This is a genomic window from Saccharibacillus deserti, from assembly GCF_013618475.1.
Classification (GTDB): Bacteria; Bacillota; Bacilli; order Paenibacillales; family Paenibacillaceae; genus Saccharibacillus; species Saccharibacillus deserti.
The window spans coordinates 795,409-814,162 of record NZ_JABJVN010000001.1; the positions used below are offsets into that span (position 1 = coordinate 795,409).

General features: G+C 57.5%; 17 protein-coding genes. 13 read left to right on the forward strand and 4 right to left on the reverse strand.

Going from position 1 to position 18,754, the window contains the following annotated elements; all coding sequences use genetic code 11:
* The first annotated feature begins 21 nt into the window (after nucleotides 1-21).
* Genes HOP44_RS03565 through HOP44_RS03575 form a run of 3 tightly spaced genes read left to right on the forward strand, consistent with a single transcriptional unit; the run spans nucleotide 22 to nucleotide 3,754 of the window.
* Nucleotides 22-2,058 carry an ABC transporter ATP-binding protein gene (locus HOP44_RS03565; protein WP_172250604.1) on the forward strand — a complete coding sequence of 679 codons (2,037 nt, stop codon included), beginning with the start codon at nucleotides 22-24 and terminating at the stop codon, nucleotides 2,056-2,058.
* Nucleotides 2,059-2,075: 17 nt separating this feature from the next.
* On the forward strand, nucleotides 2,076-2,648 hold the full coding sequence (gene ssuE, locus HOP44_RS03570; RefSeq protein WP_172250606.1) for an NADPH-dependent FMN reductase: 573 nt from the start codon (nucleotides 2,076-2,078) through the stop codon (nucleotides 2,646-2,648).
* Nucleotides 2,649-2,680: 32 nt separating this feature from the next.
* Nucleotides 2,681-3,754, forward strand: coding sequence for an LLM class flavin-dependent oxidoreductase (locus HOP44_RS03575; protein ID WP_172250608.1), 1,074 nt, complete (start codon nucleotides 2,681-2,683; stop codon nucleotides 3,752-3,754).
* Between the two features lie 106 nt (nucleotides 3,755-3,860).
* On the opposite strand, the gene HOP44_RS03580 is transcribed toward HOP44_RS03575, so the two are convergent.
* The 3 genes from HOP44_RS03580 to HOP44_RS03590 all read right to left on the reverse strand — a co-directional run bounded on the left by HOP44_RS03580 (nucleotide 3,861) and on the right by HOP44_RS03590 (nucleotide 6,630).
* Complete coding sequence (locus HOP44_RS03580) at nucleotides 3,861-4,268, reverse strand: hypothetical protein (protein ID WP_172250610.1); 408 nt, start codon at nucleotides 4,266-4,268, stop codon at nucleotides 3,861-3,863.
* Nucleotides 4,269-4,522: 254 nt separating this feature from the next.
* Complete coding sequence (locus HOP44_RS03585) at nucleotides 4,523-5,881, reverse strand: HAMP domain-containing sensor histidine kinase (protein ID WP_172250612.1); 1,359 nt, start codon at nucleotides 5,879-5,881, stop codon at nucleotides 4,523-4,525.
* A 65-nt stretch (nucleotides 5,882-5,946) separates the two neighbouring features.
* Entirely contained in the window at nucleotides 5,947-6,630 is a 684-nt protein-coding gene (locus HOP44_RS03590; protein ID WP_172250614.1) for a response regulator transcription factor, read from the reverse strand.
* 190 nt (nucleotides 6,631-6,820) lie between these two features.
* Here HOP44_RS03590 and HOP44_RS03595 point away from each other — a divergent pair, with 190 nt between their 5' ends.
* The 5 genes from HOP44_RS03595 to HOP44_RS03615 all read left to right on the forward strand — a co-directional run bounded on the left by HOP44_RS03595 (nucleotide 6,821) and on the right by HOP44_RS03615 (nucleotide 11,594).
* On the forward strand, nucleotides 6,821-7,543 hold the full coding sequence (locus HOP44_RS03595) for a YceI family protein (protein WP_172250616.1): 723 nt from the start codon (nucleotides 6,821-6,823) through the stop codon (nucleotides 7,541-7,543).
* A gap of 195 nt (nucleotides 7,544-7,738) precedes the next feature.
* Complete coding sequence (gene uvsE, locus HOP44_RS03600) at nucleotides 7,739-8,740, forward strand: UV DNA damage repair endonuclease UvsE (protein ID WP_172250618.1); 1,002 nt, start codon at nucleotides 7,739-7,741, stop codon at nucleotides 8,738-8,740.
* A gap of 33 nt (nucleotides 8,741-8,773) precedes the next feature.
* Nucleotides 8,774-9,055: a hypothetical protein gene (locus HOP44_RS03605; protein WP_172250620.1), complete on the forward strand. Its 282-nt coding sequence runs from the start codon at nucleotides 8,774-8,776 to the stop codon at nucleotides 9,053-9,055.
* Between the two features lie 205 nt (nucleotides 9,056-9,260).
* Nucleotides 9,261-10,238 (forward strand): LysR substrate-binding domain-containing protein, encoded by a 978-nt coding sequence (locus tag HOP44_RS03610; protein ID WP_172250622.1) that lies wholly within the window; start codon nucleotides 9,261-9,263, stop codon nucleotides 10,236-10,238.
* A gap of 210 nt (nucleotides 10,239-10,448) precedes the next feature.
* Nucleotides 10,449-11,594 (forward strand): Gfo/Idh/MocA family protein, encoded by a 1,146-nt coding sequence (locus HOP44_RS03615; protein ID WP_172251551.1) that lies wholly within the window; start codon nucleotides 10,449-10,451, stop codon nucleotides 11,592-11,594.
* Between the two features lie 88 nt (nucleotides 11,595-11,682).
* Here HOP44_RS03615 and HOP44_RS03620 read toward each other — a convergent pair whose 3' ends face one another.
* Nucleotides 11,683-12,117, reverse strand: a complete 435-nt coding sequence (locus tag HOP44_RS03620) for a PH domain-containing protein (protein ID WP_172250624.1) — start codon at nucleotides 12,115-12,117, stop codon at nucleotides 11,683-11,685.
* Nucleotides 12,118-12,348: 231 nt separating this feature from the next.
* On the opposite strand from HOP44_RS03620, the gene HOP44_RS03625 reads away from it, so the two are divergent.
* The 5 genes from HOP44_RS03625 (at nucleotide 12,349) to HOP44_RS03640 (ending at nucleotide 18,752) form a co-directional block, all read left to right on the forward strand.
* Entirely contained in the window at nucleotides 12,349-13,770 is a 1,422-nt protein-coding gene (locus HOP44_RS03625) for an amino acid permease (protein WP_172250626.1), read from the forward strand.
* 132 nt (nucleotides 13,771-13,902) lie between these two features.
* On the forward strand, nucleotides 13,903-14,448 hold the full coding sequence (locus tag HOP44_RS03630) for a hypothetical protein (RefSeq protein WP_172250628.1): 546 nt from the start codon (nucleotides 13,903-13,905) through the stop codon (nucleotides 14,446-14,448).
* 206 nt (nucleotides 14,449-14,654) lie between these two features.
* Entirely contained in the window at nucleotides 14,655-14,798 is a 144-nt protein-coding gene (locus tag HOP44_RS22610) for a helix-turn-helix domain-containing protein (RefSeq protein ID WP_343059785.1), read from the forward strand.
* A 335-nt stretch (nucleotides 14,799-15,133) separates the two neighbouring features.
* On the forward strand, nucleotides 15,134-16,831 hold the full coding sequence (locus HOP44_RS03635; RefSeq protein ID WP_172250630.1) for a molecular chaperone HscC: 1,698 nt from the start codon (nucleotides 15,134-15,136) through the stop codon (nucleotides 16,829-16,831).
* Nucleotide 16,832: 1 nt separating this feature from the next.
* Nucleotides 16,833-18,752, forward strand: a complete 1,920-nt coding sequence (locus HOP44_RS03640) for a tetratricopeptide repeat protein (protein ID WP_172250632.1) — start codon at nucleotides 16,833-16,835, stop codon at nucleotides 18,750-18,752.
* Nucleotides 18,753-18,754 lie beyond the last annotated feature (2 nt).

The window sequence follows — 18,754 nt, forward strand, 5'->3', positions numbered from 1 at the left end:
ACCGGAAAGGAGAATCGCGGCATGAAAACAGGGCTTGAAGTCAAAGAACTGACGATCGATGTGCATACGCCCCGCGGGACACTGACGGCGGTTTCGGAGATTTCGTTCGATATCGCCCCGGGAGAAACGGTCTGCCTGGTCGGCGAGTCCGGCAGCGGCAAGACGATCGCTTCCAAAGCGATCATGCGGCTGACCGATTACGAAAACGGCCGCATCGCCGGAGGCCATATCCGCCTGGGCGGCCAGTCTATCGAATCGCTGCCCGACCATCTTGTCCGGGGTCTGCGGGGCCGGCGTATCGCGATGATCTTCCAGGAACCGATGGCGGCTTTTGATCCGGTCTTTACGATCGGCAGCCAGATTGTGGAGACCATGCGCGCCCATCGCCGGGAGAAAAAATCGGTGCTGCAGCAGGAAGGAGTCGAACTGCTGCGCCGGGTGGGCATTCCCGAGCCGGAACTTCGCATGAAGCAGTACCCGGGCGAACTGTCCGGCGGCATGCTCCAGCGGGCTATGATTGCCATGGCGCTGTCGGGCGGACCGGAACTCTTGATCGCGGACGAGCCGACAACGGCGCTCGACGTTACGGTCCAGGCGCAAATTCTGGAGCTGCTGGACGAGCTGAAAGAGAGCCTGGGCATGTCGATCCTGCTGATTACGCACGATCTGGGCGTAGCGGCCCAAATGGCCGATCGGATCGTTGTGCTCTACGCAGGCCGGGTCGCCGAACAGGGTCCGGCAGCCGAAGTGCTAACGGCTCCGCGGCATCCGTATACCAGCGGGCTGCTGAATTCCGCGTTAACGCAGGACATCCGCCGCGGAGAGCGGCTTCGCGCGATCGAAGGTTCGCCGCCGGGTCTGGCGGATATGCCGGGCGGATGCCGCTTTCATCCGCGCTGCGCTTATGCTTCGGATCGGTGCCGCGAGAGCGTTCCTCCGCTCAGCGATCAGGGTTCCGGCCGTCTGGCCGCCTGCTGGCATGCGGACGAAGCGGCGGCCGGAGCCGCCGCCGCTTCGTTCGCTGCCGCCGTACAGCCGGAAGTGTCGCGGCCGCTGCTGCAGGCCGCGCTGCCGGTCGCCGCGATAAACGGGAAGGCTTCGCCTATTCTGCTTGAAGCGCAGAATCTCAAGAAACATTATCCGATCGGCGGCGGTTGGGGACGCCGGAAGCGCGTGATTCACGCCGTCGACGGCGTGTCGCTGTCGATTGCCGAAGGCGAAACGTTCGGGCTTGTCGGCGAATCGGGCAGCGGAAAGTCTACGCTCGGACGCCTGCTGCTGCAGCTGGAATCGCAGACGGAAGGCCGGGTTCTGTACGGGGGCGAAGAGTTGTCGCCGCAGGGCAGCAGGCGCTGGCGGGAGACCCGCCGCGATCTTCAGATCATTCATCAGGACCCTTACGGTACGGTCGACCCGCGCTGGAATATCGGCGAGATCATCGCCGAGCCGCTTGGCGTGCACACGAAGCTCACGGCAGCCGAGCGGCGCGGCCGGGTCGGCGAGCTGCTGGAACAGGTAGGACTGCAATCGTCCTGGCAGGACCGTTATCCGCACGAATTCTCGGGCGGACAGCGGCAGCGGATCGGGATCGCCCGGGCGATTGCGGTCAATCCCCGCTTTATCCTGGCCGACGAAGCGGTCTCCGCGCTTGACGTATCGGTACAGGCACAGATCGTAAATCTGCTGCAGGACCTGCAGCGGCAGCTCGGTCTGACCTCGCTTTTTATCGCACACGGCCTGCAGGTCGTGCGTCATATTTCGAACCGGATCGGGGTGATGTATCTGGGCAAGCTGGTCGAGGTTGCGCCGAGCGAAGAGCTGTTCCGCCGCCCCGCCCATCCGTATACCCGGGCGCTGCTTTCGTCCATTCCCGGATCGCCGCAGGCGGGGAACGAAACGTTCACGGCAAAAGGCGAGATTCCTTCGCCGATGAATCCGCCTGCGGGCTGCCGCTTCCATACGCGCTGCCCGATCGCGACCGACTTGTGCCGCCGGGCGGAACCCGCTTTTGTCTCTGTAGGCAGCGGACATACGGCTGCCTGCCATTATCCGCTTTGAAAAAGGAGGAAATCGATATGACCGCCAAAATCCTGGTTGTCTCGGGAAGTCCGAATTTGAATTCGAGGCTGTACGGGCCTATTCAATATCTGCAAGGCCGCCTGGACGAAGAAGGACTGGCCCACGAACTGCTGCATGTGGCGAATCTTCCGCCGGCAGATCTGATCGGCGCCAACTTTGCAAGTCCCGAGATCCGCGAAGCGCTGCAGCGGGTAGAAGCGGCCGAAGCGATTATCTTCGCAAGCCCGGTCTACAAAGCAGCCTACTCCGGGGTGCTCAAAACGTTCCTAGATCTGATCCCGCAGGAAGGGCTGCGCGACAAACCGGTGCTTCCCTTGTTTGTCGGCGGCACCCTTGCGCATCTGCTCGTTATCGATTATGCGTTCAAGCCTGTGCTGAACGCTCTGGCGGCGCGGAATATTCTGGGCGGCGTGTACAGCCTGGATCAGGATATCACGCGAAGACCCGAAGGCGGATACACGCTGTCCGAAGAAACCGTTTCGCGGCTCGAACGCTCGCTTTCGGAACTGCAAGTGGAACTCGAACGGCGCCGAAGCGTGCCGGCTTCACTGCCGGGTGTGCATATTTAGAAGAATCGGAAGGACAGAAAGAGGGGAATCGGATGAGTATTCGGTTGGGCATTTTGGATCAAACGCTGTTGTTCGAAGGAGATACGCCGGAGCGGGCGCTGCGTCATACGGTCGAATTGGCCCGATTGGCGGACCGGCTCGGTTACTATCGTTTCTGGGTGTCCGAACACCACGATTCGCGGGCGGCAGCCGGTTCTTCGCCCGAAGTGCTGGCCGCTTATCTGCTCGCGTCAACGGAGCGGATCCGGGTCGGATCGGGCGGAGTGATGCTCCAGCATTACAGTTCTTACAAAGTGGCGGAGAATTTCAACGTGTTGGCCGGATTGGAACCGGGGCGCCTGGATCTGGGCATCGGCCGTGCACCCGGCGGCCTGCCGCGTTCGACGCTTGCGCTGCGCCGGAATGCTCCGGAAGAAGACGCTTCGCTTGAAGGAAAACTCGAAGAGCTGCGCGGGTATATCGGCGGGATCGATCCGGGAGCGGACAGTCCGCTGGCCGGCCTTCGCGCCGAACCGGTGCCCGAAGAACCGGCCCGGCTGTATGTGTTGGGCGCAAGCTCGGACAGCGCGGATCTGGCCGCGCGGTTGGGACTGCCTTACGTGTTCTCGCTGTTTATCAACGGCGATCTCGATCAGGCTTCGGCGGCGCTGCAGCGGTATCGCGACCGGTTCGTGCCGGCGGGCGGATCGGAGCCGGAATCGATACTGGCCGTATCGGCCGCTTTGGCGGACAGCGATCGGGAAGCGCAGGATATCGCGGCCGAAAGCGATCTGTTCCGGGTCTTTCTGGCCAGCGGCCGCAAGATTACGATCGGCGATCGGGAGCGCGCCGAAGAGTTCGGCGTTCAATCGGGCGAAGCCTACCGGATCGAACAGGTGCCGTCTCCGCTGATCAAAGGTTCGGCGGAAACGGTCGGGCGTCGTCTGCTGGAAGCCGCAAGACTTGGAGGAGTGAATGAACTGATCGTGACGAGTCCGATCCGCGACTTTGCCAAACGTCTTCATTCCTATGAGCTGCTTCAGCGTTACTTTGCGGGCCATTCGGTTTCCGGAGCGGAAAGTCGCTCAGACTTTCAAGCCGCCGCGCATCCGTTTATCGGCAGGTAAAAAAACCTTCGACTCCACGCGGCCTGCGGAGTTGAAGGTTTTTTGTTGGGAATTCGCTTCTGTGCAAAGGCCATCGAAATACCGTTAAGCACTAAACGGCATCTTCTTAGAATCTTCGCGAAGTATACATCATTTTGGTCGTGGTCTTGATGATAACCTGGCGAGCCGGCAGTTTGTCGTCGGCTTTGGCTGCACCCGCTTCGCGGAACACTCCGTTGCAGGAAGAGCAGAGGCGTCCGCTGCGCGTATCGCAGCCGCAGGATTCGCAGGGATAAGTGAGATGCGTATAAGAAGAAGCCAGGCGGCCGGATTTGATAAAGACATGGAGTTCGGCCAAGGATACGCCTGTGGCTTCGGATAATTCTTTGGTCGTGCTTTTCGGTCGTCTCCACAGATAGTCCAAACAAAGATTGAGGTGTCCGTCCATTTGGCTGCTGCAGGAACCGCACATGTTTCGGAAGTTTTTCTGGAAAATCGTCCCGCATTTCGGGCAATAATCGACTAGCAGGGTCATTTGGATCACCTCTTCAAAGTTGTGTTAGAAATTCAGAACCTCTTTGTAGTCCTATAATACTATCTGATCTTGGGGTTCGCAAGTCCTAATTCACTCCTTTTTTCACAAAATCGACATTATATTTTCAGGATTTTGTCGAATATAATCATTCAATCATAGTCCTGGGTCCTAATTTTCGAAAAAAAACGTCAGTCTGTCTTTTGTACAAAAGACAGGCTGACGCCAAGGAGCGGGCAGACGGGATACTTATGAAGTTACCTTGGGAGTTCCAGAGAAAAAGTCGTACCCGACGGCCCGCTGTTTCGCAGTTTCAATTCTCCGCCCTGGGCTCTTGCGAGCAGACGGCTGTAAGTCAGACCCAGACCCAAACCGCGCGTAATGCGCTTTTTTTCTTCGCTGCGGAAAAAGCGGTCGAACACGTAATCGCGGTCCTGCTCCTGGATCCCCGCGCCGTTGTCGGTCACTTCCACGCCGATCCGCCCTTCCGACTCACGGATGGCGATGTGCAGACGAAGCGGGCGGGCCGGATGCGCGGCCTGCATGGCATTGTTGAGCAGGTTGACGACAATCTGCTGGATCCGCAGCGCGTCGCCCGTCGTATAGACCATTTCGTCGGGGAATTCGTAATCGAGTTCGATCGAATCGGATTCATGGGGAAGCCTCCATTGATAGACGATTTCCGATACCAGCAGTTTCAGATCGATCCGGTCCCGTCGTACCGAAACATGGCCGGAAGAAAACGCATTGTAGTCCAACAGATCCGCGACCATCCGCTCCATCCGTCCGGATTCCTGCAGAGCGATATCGAGAAACTCTTTGGCTTCCTCGCCGGTTACGACATCGTCGCGCACGGCCATCACCAGGCCTTTGATCGAAGTAACCGGCGTTTTCAATTCATGGGTTACGCCGGCCAGAGACAATTCGCGCCATTCTTCCAGCTGATGCAGGCGTCCGGCCATGCCGCGGAAAGAATCGACCAGCTCGCCGAGTTCGCGTTCGCCCGTTTCGATCTCCAAATCGACGTCGTAGCGCCCGTTGCGAATCTGGCGTGCACTTTCCGCGACCTGCCGGATCGGACGGGACAATTTGCGGGACAGCAGATAGATAGTGAACCAGCCCGAGAGGGCGAGGGCGCCGAACACGACCGCGAACATGATCAGCTCGTTGGATGTATAAGCGGGTGTTTTGCGGAATTGGCTGATATAGACGCCGCCGACTTCCTGCCCGTTTTCCATAATCGGCGTACGGATCAGCTGATATTCCGGCTCGCCGGATCGCGGCCGGGGATCCAGTTTCTGCTGAACCTGCGCATCCGTCATTTCGGGCCGCGTGAACAGGGCGTTTCCCTGCGGGTCGGCTACCAGCAGGCAGACATCCAGATTCATGTTGAACAGGCGCATGCGATCATCGAGAATCGTGTTCAGATTATCCGGAATGGTCAGGGTGCCGTCGCGATTGTTGACCCGGTCGGCGACTTCCTGCCCAAGCATGGCTGCGGTGCGCGAACGGTTGTCCATCGCGGTTTCCCGTATGCCGTACAGAGCGACTCCGATTACGATCGCCAGTGCCGCAAACAGAATCAGAAAATAGCGCAGCGTCCAATAGGTCAGCATGGAGGTTCCCCTGCGCCTGCGGGTTCCCCGGTCCTTGCTCCGTTTCGGCGTCTTGAGTTCTTGATTTATTCGGCTATGCAAAATTGATACCCCGTTCCCCGTAAAGTGCGAATCTCGCCGTGTTCCGTCGGCCAATGCGACAGCGCCTGACGCAGCCGCTTGATGGACAGGTCGACCGCACGGTCGCTGCCTTCGTAATCGGTTCCCCATACCTGTTCGATCAACTGCTCCCGCGTAAACATCCGGTTCGGCGAGGCCGACAGAAACATCAGCAGCGACAGATCCCGCGGGGTCAGCGGAACTTCGGCTCCGTTGAGCGAGACCCGCTGCGCATTTCGGTCGATCACAAGCGTACCGAAGCTTCGGCTGGCCTCTGCATGGTTGTAAACGGGTCTTCGGCGCAGCACGGCATTGACCCGCGCCACGACTTCTTCCGGAATGAAAGGTTTGGTCATATAATCATCGGCTCCGCCGTTCAATCCGTTCAGCCGGTAATCGATATCGCCCAGCGCCGTCAGCATGATCACCGGGCAGGACCCTCGTCTGCGGATTTCCGTCAGCAGTTCCCAACCGTCGACGCCCGGCAGCATAATGTCGAGCAGCACGAGGGAGGGCTGCGTATCGTCGAACCGGTTCATCGCCTGGCTGCCGTCGGATACGCGCTGTACATCGAACCCGGCTTTTTTGAGATAGGCGGCGAGCACCCGTGCGATCGCTTCCTGGTCTTCGATAATCAAAATGGTCGTCAAGCCGTTTCCCTCCTTAGGTTCCGCTTCTTTGCTATGGATTCTATTCTACAAACAAAACCGGCGGGAACAAGGGGTTTTCCTTTTTTTAATACGGAAACGACAACATTTTTGCCCGGAAGCCGTTTTGACATTTGCCCGACACATTAAACGGATATGATACTAAAAAACAGATGCGCAGGAGGAGAAAATCATGAATAAAAAAGCGAGAAATTGGATCATTGCGGCAGCAGCGGTTGTCGTAATCGGCGGAGCAGGCGGTTATGCATTAGTGAATAATTATTTGGGCAACAATGTCGAAATCGAAAGTGTACTGCCGACCCAGGCCGCGGCAAACGCCAAGACGGCCGCAGGCGGAACCGCGGAAGCAGCCGCGGCGGGAGCGGCGGTCGCCGCAGACCAGTTGAACGGAACATGGAAGATCGCGGACGCATCCAAAGTGTATTTCTCGGTGACGACCTCCCAGGAAGAAGTCAACTTCGTCGACGATCAGGTCAGCGGAACCTGGGAGGTGAATGTGGGCGATGCGGCGCAGACGAGCGGCAGCGGCGCGATCGAAGTCGATGCGATCGACTCCGGCAACGCCCAGCGCGACGAACATATCAAAAGCGACGATTACTTCCAGATGAGCAAATATCCGCAGGCGACCTTTGCCGCAAAATCGTTCGACGGACTGCCGCAGGAGTGGACGGAAGGACAAGTTTACGACTTCAAAATGGACGGGACGCTGACGGTCAAAGGCATCGAAAAGCCGGTAACCTTCGAAGCCAAAGCTTCTTACCAGGGCGGAAAGCTTCTGCTGTCGGGTACGACTGTCGTGACTTTCGAAGACTTTGGTCTTGCGAACCCGCATTCCGTTGTGCTCAGCACGGAGAACGAGATCAACGTACAGCTGGAACTGACACTCGAAAAATAATCCGGCCGCTGCCCAATCGCAGTTCTGCACGGAAGCATGGCGGCAAATACGCCGGAAGCCCTTGGGCTTTCCGGCGTATTTGCCATGCCAACTCCACGACGCAGACCGCGACGAAGTGATTAAACAAGGCCGCTTTGCGGTATGAGGTTATGATGCCTTCTACTTTTATACGAAATGCGGAAAGGAAGCTGCCTTATGATCGTTCGATTCGGATACGTGGCCATGTCGCTCGAAATCCAGGATTCTTCGCCTTCCAAAACCATGACGATGGCGCGCTTCTCCAAACTGCCGGACCGGGAAGCCGGCCTGCGCGAACTGGAACGCATCGCGGCGGTCAATCTGCACAATACGCTGCGCCTGCTGCGCCATAACGTAGCGGAAGGAATCCATATGTACCGCTTTTCCTCCAAGTTGATTCCGCTGGCGACGCACGCCGAGCTGCAGGATTGGAATCCTTTTGCGGCACTGGCGGAGCCTTTTGCGGAAATCGGAGACTATGTGCGCAGGCACGGGCTTCGCGTTTCTTTTCACCCCGACCATTATACCGTGCTCAGTACCCCGCGCCCCGAGGTGCTGATTTCGTCGGTACGCGATCTGCGCTATCATGTGCAGATGCTGAAGGCGATGGGATTGGACGCCCGCTCCAAGAACAATATTCATATCGGCGGCGCCTACGGCGACAAACCTGCGGCGGCCGACCGGTTCGTGGAGCATTTTAAAGAACTCGATCCCGACATTCAATGCCGTCTCACCCTGGAAAACGACGACAAGACTTTTACGGCCGGCGAGACGCTTGCGGCCGCGCAGCGGACCGGCCTGCCGATGGTGCTCGATATCCATCATCATTGGGTTAACAGCGCGGGAGAGCCGGCATCCGATTGGTGGCCCGAAGTGGCCCGGACCTGGGAATCTCCGCTGGCGCGGATCGATGTGCCGGAAGGCGAGCATCTGCCGCCGAAGATTCATGCTTCAAGTCCCCGAAGCGCGACCGACCGCCGCAGCCATGCGGACGGTGTCGAAGCGGGTCCGCTGCTCGAATTCCTGTGGGAAGCGGCGAAGACTTCTTCGCATCTGGATGTCATGCTCGAAGCCAAACACAAAGACCGCGCGCTGTTTGGGCTGATGCGCGACCTGGAAGCTTACGAGGGAGAAGGGGTGAAGCGGTTGAGCGGAGGCAGCGTGGAGATCCTGCCCTGAATTCCGCCGGAAAACGAAGGTAAGGAATACAAAGTGGTAAGGCCTGGCGAATCCAGGATTCGTCTGGAGTCTGTACCTGGAAATAAACAAGAAAGGGCGGAAATCTATGAGAACGAATGCCGGGTCGTCGATCGTAATCGGTACGGCGATCATTACTGGATTGTGGGAGAAATCGTGCAGGTCTATCAGGATGGAGCTTTGTTTGATGCGGACGGTCTGCCCGATCCGGCGCAATTATCGATTCCTCTCTATATGGGACGCTCCGCTTACCGTATTCTGGACGACACGGCGGACAAGAAGATTCACCGCTTATAGAGAACATCGATAAGGCGAGGGACCGAACGAAAGCCTTGATAGCGGCGATTTCACCAAAAGGCCGTTCCCTGCAGACAGAGGAACGGCTTTTTGTTATCGATTTTTTCTATGGGTGTTGTCGATTGACAGCTTCGCCTGCGGACACTATGATACATTAAACCGACTTAATCAATCGGATAAATCGTAATGAAAGCGGGGCGGCCGAGTGAATATTGAGAATATCGAGTCTTTCGTCTATATCAACCACTATGGGAGCTTCAACAAAACGGCCGAAGCGCTGTTTTTGTCGCAGCCTTCGGTCACGGCGAGAATCCAGACGCTGGAGCGTGAACTCGGCTGCCGGCTGTTCGACCGGATCGGCAAGCAGATCGTACTGACGGAAGAAGGACGCAAATTTTTGCCGTATGCCCAGGAAATGCTGAAGACGCTGCAAAAAGGCCGCCAGCATATCCGCCGTTCGGAGAAGCTGCCGCAGGAACTGCGGATCGGCAGTACGATTTCCGTATCGAATTATCTGATTCCCGAGCTGCTGCCCCGCCTGCACGAACGCTGCCCCGGCGTTCATGTCAAATTGAGCACGGGAGGAACCGAAGAGCTGGTCAAGCGGCTGCTGGCGGGAGAGATCGATGTGGCGTTTATCCGCAAAGTGATGCACCCGTCTCTTCGCACCGCCGCCTTTTACGAAGATCCCATTCATCTGTATGTGCCTTCGAACCATCCGTTTGCCCGCGAAGAATCCGTATCGGTAGAAGCTTTGCAGGAGCACAAACTGGTCTTCTTCGAATGCGGGACCCTGGACTGGCTGCGGATCCACCGGGCATTCGAGGCGCTGGATTCGCCGCCGGATATCGCTTTTCACGTCGACAATTCCGAAACGGCCAAAAAGCTTATTTTGCGCGGAACGGGAATCGGCTTCCTGCCGGCGGTCTGCGCACGGGAAGAAGTCCGGGACGGCCGCTTGACGCCTGTCCGGGTCAGGGAGCTGTCCGAATTCGCTCTGCAAACGAGCCTGGTCGCACTGCGTCAGGACGATTCCGCGATTGCCCGGGAACTGGCCGCAATCTTCGGCGATCTGGTGCGCGAGGGCGGATTGGCGTCTTCTCCGCTCAAAGGCCGCAGCGGGCCCGAACCGCTTCGTGCGGCGGAAGACCGGCCCGAAGCCGTATCGGCTCCTTCAAGATAGCTCGTACGACTTGTTCGCCCGCTTTGTACATAAGGCTTTCGCTTGCGGGCGAAAGCCTTTTTGGACATCGAATCGGGATGCGGATCGGGATGCGGACCAAAACTTTCATTCCCCGGCAGCATCCGGTAAACTGGAGATGAAAGCGATATCATACAGAGGCGGAAGCCGGAAGGGTGGAACAAGGACTTGAACGACTTCATCAATGTGGGCATGATCGGCTACAAATTCATGGGTAAAGCGCACAGCAATGCGTACCGGGCGCTGCCGATGTTTCTGCCGGACGTGCCAAAGCCGAGAATGAAAGCGATCTGCGGCCGGGACGAGCAGGCGGTACGCGCGGCGGGCGAGCAGTTCGGCTGGGACAGCGTAGAGACCGACTGGCGCAGTCTGGTTGCGCGGGCGGATATCGATCTGGTCGATATCAACGCCCCAAGCGACGCGCACAAGGAAATCGCGTTGGCCGCTGCGGCGGCCGGCAAGCATATTTTCTGCGAAAAGCCGCTGGCGCTCAGTCTTGCCGATTCGAAAGAGATGCTGGAAGCCGCCGAGCAGGCAGGTGTCAAACATATGGTCGGCTTCAATTACCGTTTCGCGCCGGCCGTGCGTCTGGCCAAGAAACTGATCGAAGAAGGACGTCTGGGTACCCTTTACCATTTTCGCGGATTGTTCCTGCAGGATTGGATCATGGATCCTGACTTTCCTCTGGTGTGGAGACTGCGCAAGGAGGTAGCCGGCTCGGGTTCGCTCGGCGACCTGGGCGCGCATACGGTCGATATGGCACGCTATCTGGTAGGAGAGTTCGACGAAGTGGTCGGTATGACGGAGACGTTCATCAAAGAGCGGCCGATGCCGACGGAGATGACCGGACTTACGGCAAAAGGCAGTGCGGACGGTCCGCGCGGCGAAGTGACGGTGGACGATGCGGCGATGTTCATGGCCCGGTTCGCCGGCGGGGCGCTCGGCACGTTCGAAGCGACCCGCTTCGCGAACGGTCATCGAAGCACCAATTCATTCGAGATCAACGGCAGCCTTGGCAGCGTGCGGTTCGATTTTGAACGGATGAACGAGCTTGAAGTCTATTTCTCGAACGATGCCGAAGACGTGCAGGGCTTCCGGCGCGTGCTGGCGACCGATGCGGCGCATGAGTATATGCATGCCTGGTGGCCGGCCGGACATACGATCGGTTACGAACATACCGTGACGCATGAAGTGCACGAGCTGATGAAAGCGATCGCGGAAGACCGTCAACCGGTCCCGAACTTCGTGGACGGTGTGAAATGCCAGGCCGTTCTTGAAGCCGTGGAACGGTCGGCGGCCGAGAAACGCTGGGTCAGCCTGCGGGAATTCGACAACTGACGAAGCCGCACCAACAGAAGCCGCGCCAACAGCGGAGCCGTCAAAAAACCTTCTCCGGACCGGAGAAGGTTTTTTGGCTTGTTTGGCCTCAGCCGTTTTCTTTTTTGATATCCGGCACGTCCACTTTGATCTTGCGGTTGGCCGCTTGGAGCTGCTTGAGGAACTGCTCTTCCCGAAGCGGGGAAATCAGAATGCTGCCGCCGGTATAGAGGATCTCCAGACGGCTGCGCGAATGGGCGGGGCCCGAGTTGAAACTGCGTTTGCGGCGAACGGCTTCGATCCGGTCGATCGGGATATTCCAGTTCAGCGGACCCGAACGCACGCGCAGATGGCCGTCCTGAATCTCATAGTTCGTAATATACCAGGTGGAGACTACGAACATCAGAATCAACAGCCAGACCGGAATGAACAGCAGGGAGCCTCCGGTGCTGAGTCCCATCCAGACCAGGATCAGCAGAATGATAATAATGGACCAGTTCAGAATGAAGAAGAAAATGTCTTTCTCGCTTTTGTATCGATTCATGCCCGCCTCCGAATAAATGATTTCCTGTTCATTCTACAGGAGCGCGGCCGCTTCGTACAACGATGGAAAAGATCCGGGGGGTTGAAGGGCCTCAACTGTCACAAACCTGCATCCCCAAAAAGGAATTCGCTCTTTCGCTTTACCAGAGAAAAGAGTATAGTAGAAAACCGGAGTTCTCTTTTGCGACTCCCTGTTAGAGAGATAGAGTATGAACGAAAAGGGGTATTTGGATTGAGTAAGGGAAAGCCATTGGGTTTATGGGTGTTGACGGCATTGGTCGTCGGCAATATGGTCGGATCGGGCATTTTCATGCTGCCGCGTTCGCTGGCGGAAGCCGCAAGTCCGGCAGGTACGGTACTGGCCTGGGCAGTGACAGGTTTCGGTGTGCTGATGCTGGCGCTTGTATTCGGAAATCTGGCGCTGCGCAAACCGGATCTGAACGGAGGTCCGCAAATCTATGCCAAAGAATTGTTCCCGAACAGCCCGAATTTATCGCTGCTGTCGGGATTTATGTCGAGCTGGGGATACTGGATCGGCAATATCGCGGGATTTGTTGCGGTGATTACGACGTTCGCGAGTTATCTGTCCACCTTTTTCCCTGCAATGAACAGCACGGTGATCTTGATGAGCGCAGGCGACTTCCAACTGACGATCGGCCATGCGCTGAATTTCATCGTCTGCTCGCTGCTGCTGTGGAGTACGCATTTTCTGGCGCTGAGAGGCATCGAGGGTGCCGGACGGCTTAACTTGATCGCAACGGCTACGAAAGTGATCGGTTTTGCCCTGTTTATCGTCATCGCGCTGTTTGCGTTCCAGTCGTCCACGATGGGACAGTTCGCAGCCGCACATCTGGACAGCGAAGGACGATCCGTTTCGCTGCTGTCGCAGGTCAATGCGGCGGCGGTCGTGACCTTGTGGGCATTTATCGGCGTGGAGTCGGCGACCGTGTTCGCGGCACGCGCTAAACGCAAAAAAGACGTCAGCCGCGCGACGGTTGCCGGACTTGCGATCTCGATCGTGCTGTATGTGGGAATCAGTATTCTGACCATGGGCCTTCTGCCCAAGGAACAGCTGATGCAGTCGCAGAATCCGCTCGTCGATGCGATGGCGGCCGTACTCGGTCCGTACGGCGGTTATCTGCTGGCCGCGCTCGGATTGATCAGTCTGATCGGTTCCACGATCGGCTGGGTGCTGCTGAGTGCGGAAGTGCCTTACGAAGCGGCCCGGCAGCGTGTCTTCCTGCAGCCGTTTCGCAAAGAGAACGACAAAGGCATGCCGAAACTGTCGCTGTGGATCTCGAACGGTCTCGGCCAACTGCTGATCTTCTCGACGATCTCCGGTTCGATCTCGCAGGCGTTCGACTTCATTATCGTGGTCGCCACGCTTGCGTATCTGGTCCCTTACCTGATCGCCTCGGTCTACCAGCTTAAGCTGACGCTGACAGGGGAAGGATATTCGGTTATGCGGGAGCGCCGCATGGACGGCATCGTCGCGGTGCTTGCGACGATCTACTCGATCTGGGTCGTTTATGCGGGTATGGGCGATTGGCAAACCTTCCTGTTCGGCGTTCTGCTGCTGGCCAGCGGCATCGTGTTTTATCCGCTGCTGCACAAGCAGCTGCGGGAAGCGGACGAAAGGAACAAAGGGATTTGATTCAACCTCGATTAATGCTCGGAAACAGGCGGCCGCTTTATGGCCGTCTTTTTTTGATGTGCTTTTTCGTAAATGGGATATGAAAATTAAAACTTATCAAATCTTAGATTTGAGAAGAACGAGGGCATAAGAATGAAAACAAAGTGGATGATGATCGGGTTGATTGCGGTATTGACGGCATGCGGAGGAGAAAAGACTCAAGTGAACAATGAAGGGGACACGCCAACAGAGCGGGCCGCCGTTGTCGAACCAACCAGCGAAGAAACGCAGGCCGATCAGTCCGGGACCGAGGAAACGGTCAAAGCCGACGTTCCGCCCGCAACCGATGCCATTCAGTCGGATGATCCTGCGACGACCGCCAATACCAATCCAAGTGTCGATGAGGATACCCAAGCGAACGTGGACACATCGGACGTGATTGAAGATTATGCCGACTACGATCCGCAAAGCGTTGTGGAAATGGTCCAACAAGGCGCTTTGAATTCGTATTCGGCGCAGCCGGTCGGCGAAGTAATTGAAAATTTTTTCAGCAATCCCGAGTGGAGGCATTTCAAATCGGAAGAGGAAGACGACATCGTGGAGTTTACGGGAGACGCTCTTTACGAAGAAGAAGCGCATACGACTATTCAGTTTATGCTGCATGAAGATGTGACTTTTGAACTCGGGGAGTCTGGGTAGGTCTCGAAGGCCAGAACATCGATGAAGAGCATTCCATGTCCGACGAAGAAATCAAAGAAACGCTTAACATCATCTACGGCATCAAGCAGTAGAAAATGTGGGACATCGTTTAAGTATAACAAGAAAAAAGATCACCGTATCTGGGCGATCTTTTTTCTTTATGGTAAAATTAAGCGAGCAAGCGATCGGAAAAAGCATGCGCTGAAATCTGGGGCAAAGATGATTCTTATATGAGAAGAACCTTTAGTCAATTTCCGGCTGGAACAATAAGAAAATTCGGCAAAGTTTGGATCGTCACCAGAGAAGGCATGGAAGCAAGATATGGACCTGCAACAGCAACTAAAGAATGAGAGAATACGCTATAGCTATATGATTAAAAGAGGTTCGATTAACCCGAATATAAAACAATTTTACAGGAAGGTTGCCAACTGCCACAAGTCTATTCTGTTTAGATGAACAGTTTTCTCCGGCAGCCTTTGGATTTTCAAACGAACAGGACTTTCTCAACAGCTTGAAGCGTTCCGAATGAGAATTCGGAACGCTTTTTTAGGATATAAGGAAGCAGCCGCGCAGAAAGGCAACGTTCTTTTTGATCGTAATTCATTTGTCTGGGCTATCCTTGGACTGTTAAACTGAGGAAAGGCATACAGACCTACATAAATCAGAGAAACGGTGGAAATCAACCATGACCATTATCGGAATCGATCTGGGCACGACAAACAGCGCCGTCTCCGTCTGGAAAAACGGACAGGCCGTGCTGATCCCCAATGCCCTGGGGGATAAATTGACGCCGTCTGTCGTCGGTGTCGACGGCAACGGGGATATTTTGATCGGGCGGATCGCGCGGGAACGTCTGCTGACACACCCTCTGCTGACCACGGCCGCTTTCAAGCGGCATATGGGCACGCCGCGCGAAATCCGCCTCGGCGACCGCCGTTTTCGTGCGGAAGAGCTGTCGGCGCTTGTGCTTCGGGCACTCAAAGCGGACGCGGAGAGTTTCCTCGGCGAGCCGGTGACCGAAGCGGTCATCAGCGTACCGGCCTACTTCAACGACACGCAGCGCAAAGCGACCCGCATGGCGGGCGAGCTGGCCGGCCTGACGGTCGAACGTCTGCTCAACGAACCGACAGCTGCCGCGATCGCTTACGGACTGCACCAGCAGAAGCCCGAGACCCAGTTTCTGGTGTTCGATCTGGGCGGCGGGACGTTCGACGTCTCGATTCTGGAGCTGTTCGACGGCGTGATGGAAGTCAAGTCGGTTGCCGGAGACAATTATCTGGGCGGCGAAGATTTTACCGATGCCATCGTCGATCATTATTTGTCGTCGTTTAATGTGCAGGCTTCTTCGCTGGAACGCAAAACGCTTGCTTTTTTAAGGGATCAGGCGGAAATGGGCAAGCGCTTGTTGTCCCGGGATCAGCCGATTCACCTGCGGGCGGGTATCGGAGGCGAGATGAGAGAACTGCGGATCGACCGCGAACGGTTCGAAAAACTGGTACAGCCTTTGGTCGAACGGCTGCGGCGTCCGATCGAACGCGCGCTGCTGGATGCGTCGATCGATGCGTCGGCAGTGGACGAGATCGTGATGGTCGGCGGAGCTTCGCGTATGCCTGCGGTCTACGGGATGCTGAGCCGGATGTTCGGCCGTCTGCCTGCTGCGCATATCGATCCGGACGAGACCGTCGCGGTCGGTGCGGGCGTTCAGGCGGGCATGAAAGAACGCAGCGAAGAATTTCAGGATGTAGTCATGACGGACGTTTGCCCGTACACGCTCGGAACCGAGGTGGCCATGGCTTATGCGACAGGCGAATACGAGAGCGGGCATTTCAGTCCGATTATCGACCGCAACACGTTTGTTCCGGTCAGCCGGGTCAAACGGTTTTCTACGGTGAATGAGGAGCAGACCCGGATTATCGTGAAAATCTATCAGGGCGAGAACCGGCTTGCGGCGAACAATCTGCTGCTCGGCGAGCTGGAAGTCGAATTCCCTCCCGGAACGGCGGGCATCCGCGATATCGATATCCGTTACACTTACGATATCAACGGGATTCTGGAAGTCGAAGTCAAAACCGTCGGTTTGGACGACGTGCACCGGATTGTGATCGAAGAAAATCCCGGCGTGATGAGCCGGGAAGAGATCGAACGGCGTCTGGCGCAGCTGTCCGCCCTCAAAATGCATCCGAGAGACCAGGAGAAAAACCGGCTGCTGCTGGCACGCGGCGACCGTCTCTACGAGGAACGGCTGGGCGACGAACGGGAATGGATCGGGCTTGCCCTACAGCGCTTCGAAGCGGCTTTGCACCGGCAGGACGAGCGGGAAATCCGGGAGGAAGCGGAGCGGCTGGAACAGTTCCTGGATCAATTCGAAAGGAACCGGCGCTAAGATGGGGGTCTGGGGAATTCTGGGCATCGCGCCTACCGCAGATACCCGTGCCATCAAACGTGCCTATGCCGCCCTGCTCAAGCAGGTGCATCCGGAAGACGATCCGGAAGGTTTCCAGCGGCTGCGGGAAGCTTACGGGGAAGCGCTGGAATTAGCCAAGACGCTTACGCCGGAAGAGGTCGCGCGCGGACAGTCCGAAGCCGCTTCTGCGCAGGGTTTGCCCGGCATGGGAAGCTTTGACCGGGGCAATGAAGAAGATCGGCATGAGGCGCAGGCGGCAGAGCGGTCGCCTGGCGACCTGCCTGTCTGGGGGCGGGCCAACCGCCTGGCTCGGCGAAGAAAGGAAGAAGCTGCCGGGCAGCCGCCGAATCCGCAGCGGGAAGCCGATACGAACGGCCGCGCAGCGATTCCGGCATTTCCTGCGGAGCCGGCAGCAGGCGAAGAACGGGAAGCGGAAATATGGATTCGCCGCTTCGAACAGCTGTACGAAAATTATGCGCTGCGGATCCGAACGGAAGCCTGGCAGGAACTGCTCGAACAAGACCGGCTGCAGTGTCTGGCGTTCAAACAGGCGCTGCAGCCGCGTCTGCTCGTTTTTTTGGCCCAGCATCCTTATCTGCCGCGCGCGGTTTGGCGGATGTTGGACCGTATCTTTTATTGGACGGACGATGAGATTGGGCTGGCGCAGCTCGTTCCGCCCGGTTTTGCCGCTTTTATGCTCGATTCGATCCGGCAGGCGGCGGAGCTTCGTTTCGATTACCTGCCCAAAGGCGCGGATTTCGATCAGGACGAATTTCTCGGTCTTCGCAGCCGGGGAGCGGCCCGGCTCAGAAGCGGCAGTCTGGAAGAAGCGCTGGAAGATTTCGATGCGGCGTTCCGGCTGTTTGCCGGAGACCCGGATCTGCTGCGCCTTCGGGCGACGGCTCTGCATTTGATGGGCGACGACGAGAAAGCCGAGATCGACTGGGCTTCGCTGGTCGGACGTTATCCGCGAGAGCGGGATGCCCTGATGCGTCTGGCCGATCTGATGCTTGAAAGCGATCGGGCTTCCGATGCATTGGGATTATACCGGCGGGCGCTGGATCTGCTGCCGAACGATCCGCATGCCCTGCTGGGCCTGGCGCGCTGCTACCGCGAGCTGGAGCGATTCGCGGAATCGTTCCAGGCGTGCGAACTGGCGCTGCTGCTTGAACCTTCCGATATCGAGCTCCGCATCCGTCTGCTGGAGCTGCTGGAACAGGATCTGGAGCGGCAGTTGGTCGTACTGAAGCGCTATCCCGGCGACAAAGAAACGAGAGCTGCGGCAGCCGAGTGTCTGTTCGAGTTGGAACGGTACGCCGAATGCGAGCGCCTGCTGACGGAAGCGCCGCTGTACGGCTGGACGAGTGCAATGAAGACGCTGCTCGGCCGTACGCTTTGGAAGCTTGGACGCAGGGAAGAAGCGGAAAGAAGCTTCGACGAAGCGGTCGCTTTGGCTGAAGCGGCAGGGCAAAGCGGATATGAGGCAAGGCTGCACCGGGGAATTTATCGAATGGAGGCCGGACAAACGGAGCCTGCGGAAGAAGATCTGCGCCTTGCGTCCGCGCTTGGACCGGGCAGCCCGCAGCTTGCGGCCGCATTGGGACGCTGTGCATTCGAAAGCGGCAGATTCGAAGAGTCGGCCGCTTGGTACGGCCGTGCGCTGCAGGGCAAGCCCGATAGCGCCTACTATGCGGGCCGAGGGCTGGCGCTGCACAAACTGGAGCGCTACGCGGAAGCGATCGAAGATTTGGAACGCCGTTTGAGCGTCGAACCGGATTCGCAAGTCATCCTGCAGGCTCACGGCGATTGTCTGGCGAAGCTCGGACGTCCGCTGCCGGCATCGACCCGTTCGGAGCTTCCGCACAGCCGCGGCCGCTCCGGCGAGAGCGAGGAGGAATGAAA

Coding starts and splice junctions, on each gene's coding strand:
- HOP44_RS03565 (WP_172250604.1), top strand. CDS start 22: ATGAAAACAGGGCTTGAAGTCAAAGAACTGACGATCGATGTGCATACG.
- ssuE (WP_172250606.1), top strand. CDS start 2,076: ATGACCGCCAAAATCCTGGTTGTCTCGGGAAGTCCGAATTTGAATTCG.
- HOP44_RS03575 (WP_172250608.1), top strand. CDS start 2,681: ATGAGTATTCGGTTGGGCATTTTGGATCAAACGCTGTTGTTCGAAGGA.
- HOP44_RS03580 (WP_172250610.1), bottom strand. CDS start 4,268: ATGACCCTGCTAGTCGATTATTGCCCGAAATGCGGGACGATTTTCCAG.
- HOP44_RS03585 (WP_172250612.1), bottom strand. CDS start 5,881: ATGCTGACCTATTGGACGCTGCGCTATTTTCTGATTCTGTTTGCGGCA.
- HOP44_RS03595 (WP_172250616.1), top strand. CDS start 6,821: ATGAATAAAAAAGCGAGAAATTGGATCATTGCGGCAGCAGCGGTTGTC.
- uvsE (WP_172250618.1), top strand. CDS start 7,739: ATGATCGTTCGATTCGGATACGTGGCCATGTCGCTCGAAATCCAGGAT.
- HOP44_RS03615 (WP_172251551.1), top strand. CDS start 10,449: ATGATCGGCTACAAATTCATGGGTAAAGCGCACAGCAATGCGTACCGG.
- HOP44_RS03620 (WP_172250624.1), bottom strand. CDS start 12,117: ATGAATCGATACAAAAGCGAGAAAGACATTTTCTTCTTCATTCTGAAC.
- HOP44_RS03630 (WP_172250628.1), top strand. CDS start 13,903: ATGAAAACAAAGTGGATGATGATCGGGTTGATTGCGGTATTGACGGCA.
- HOP44_RS03635 (WP_172250630.1), top strand. CDS start 15,134: ATGACCATTATCGGAATCGATCTGGGCACGACAAACAGCGCCGTCTCC.
- HOP44_RS03640 (WP_172250632.1), top strand. CDS start 16,833: ATGGGGGTCTGGGGAATTCTGGGCATCGCGCCTACCGCAGATACCCGT.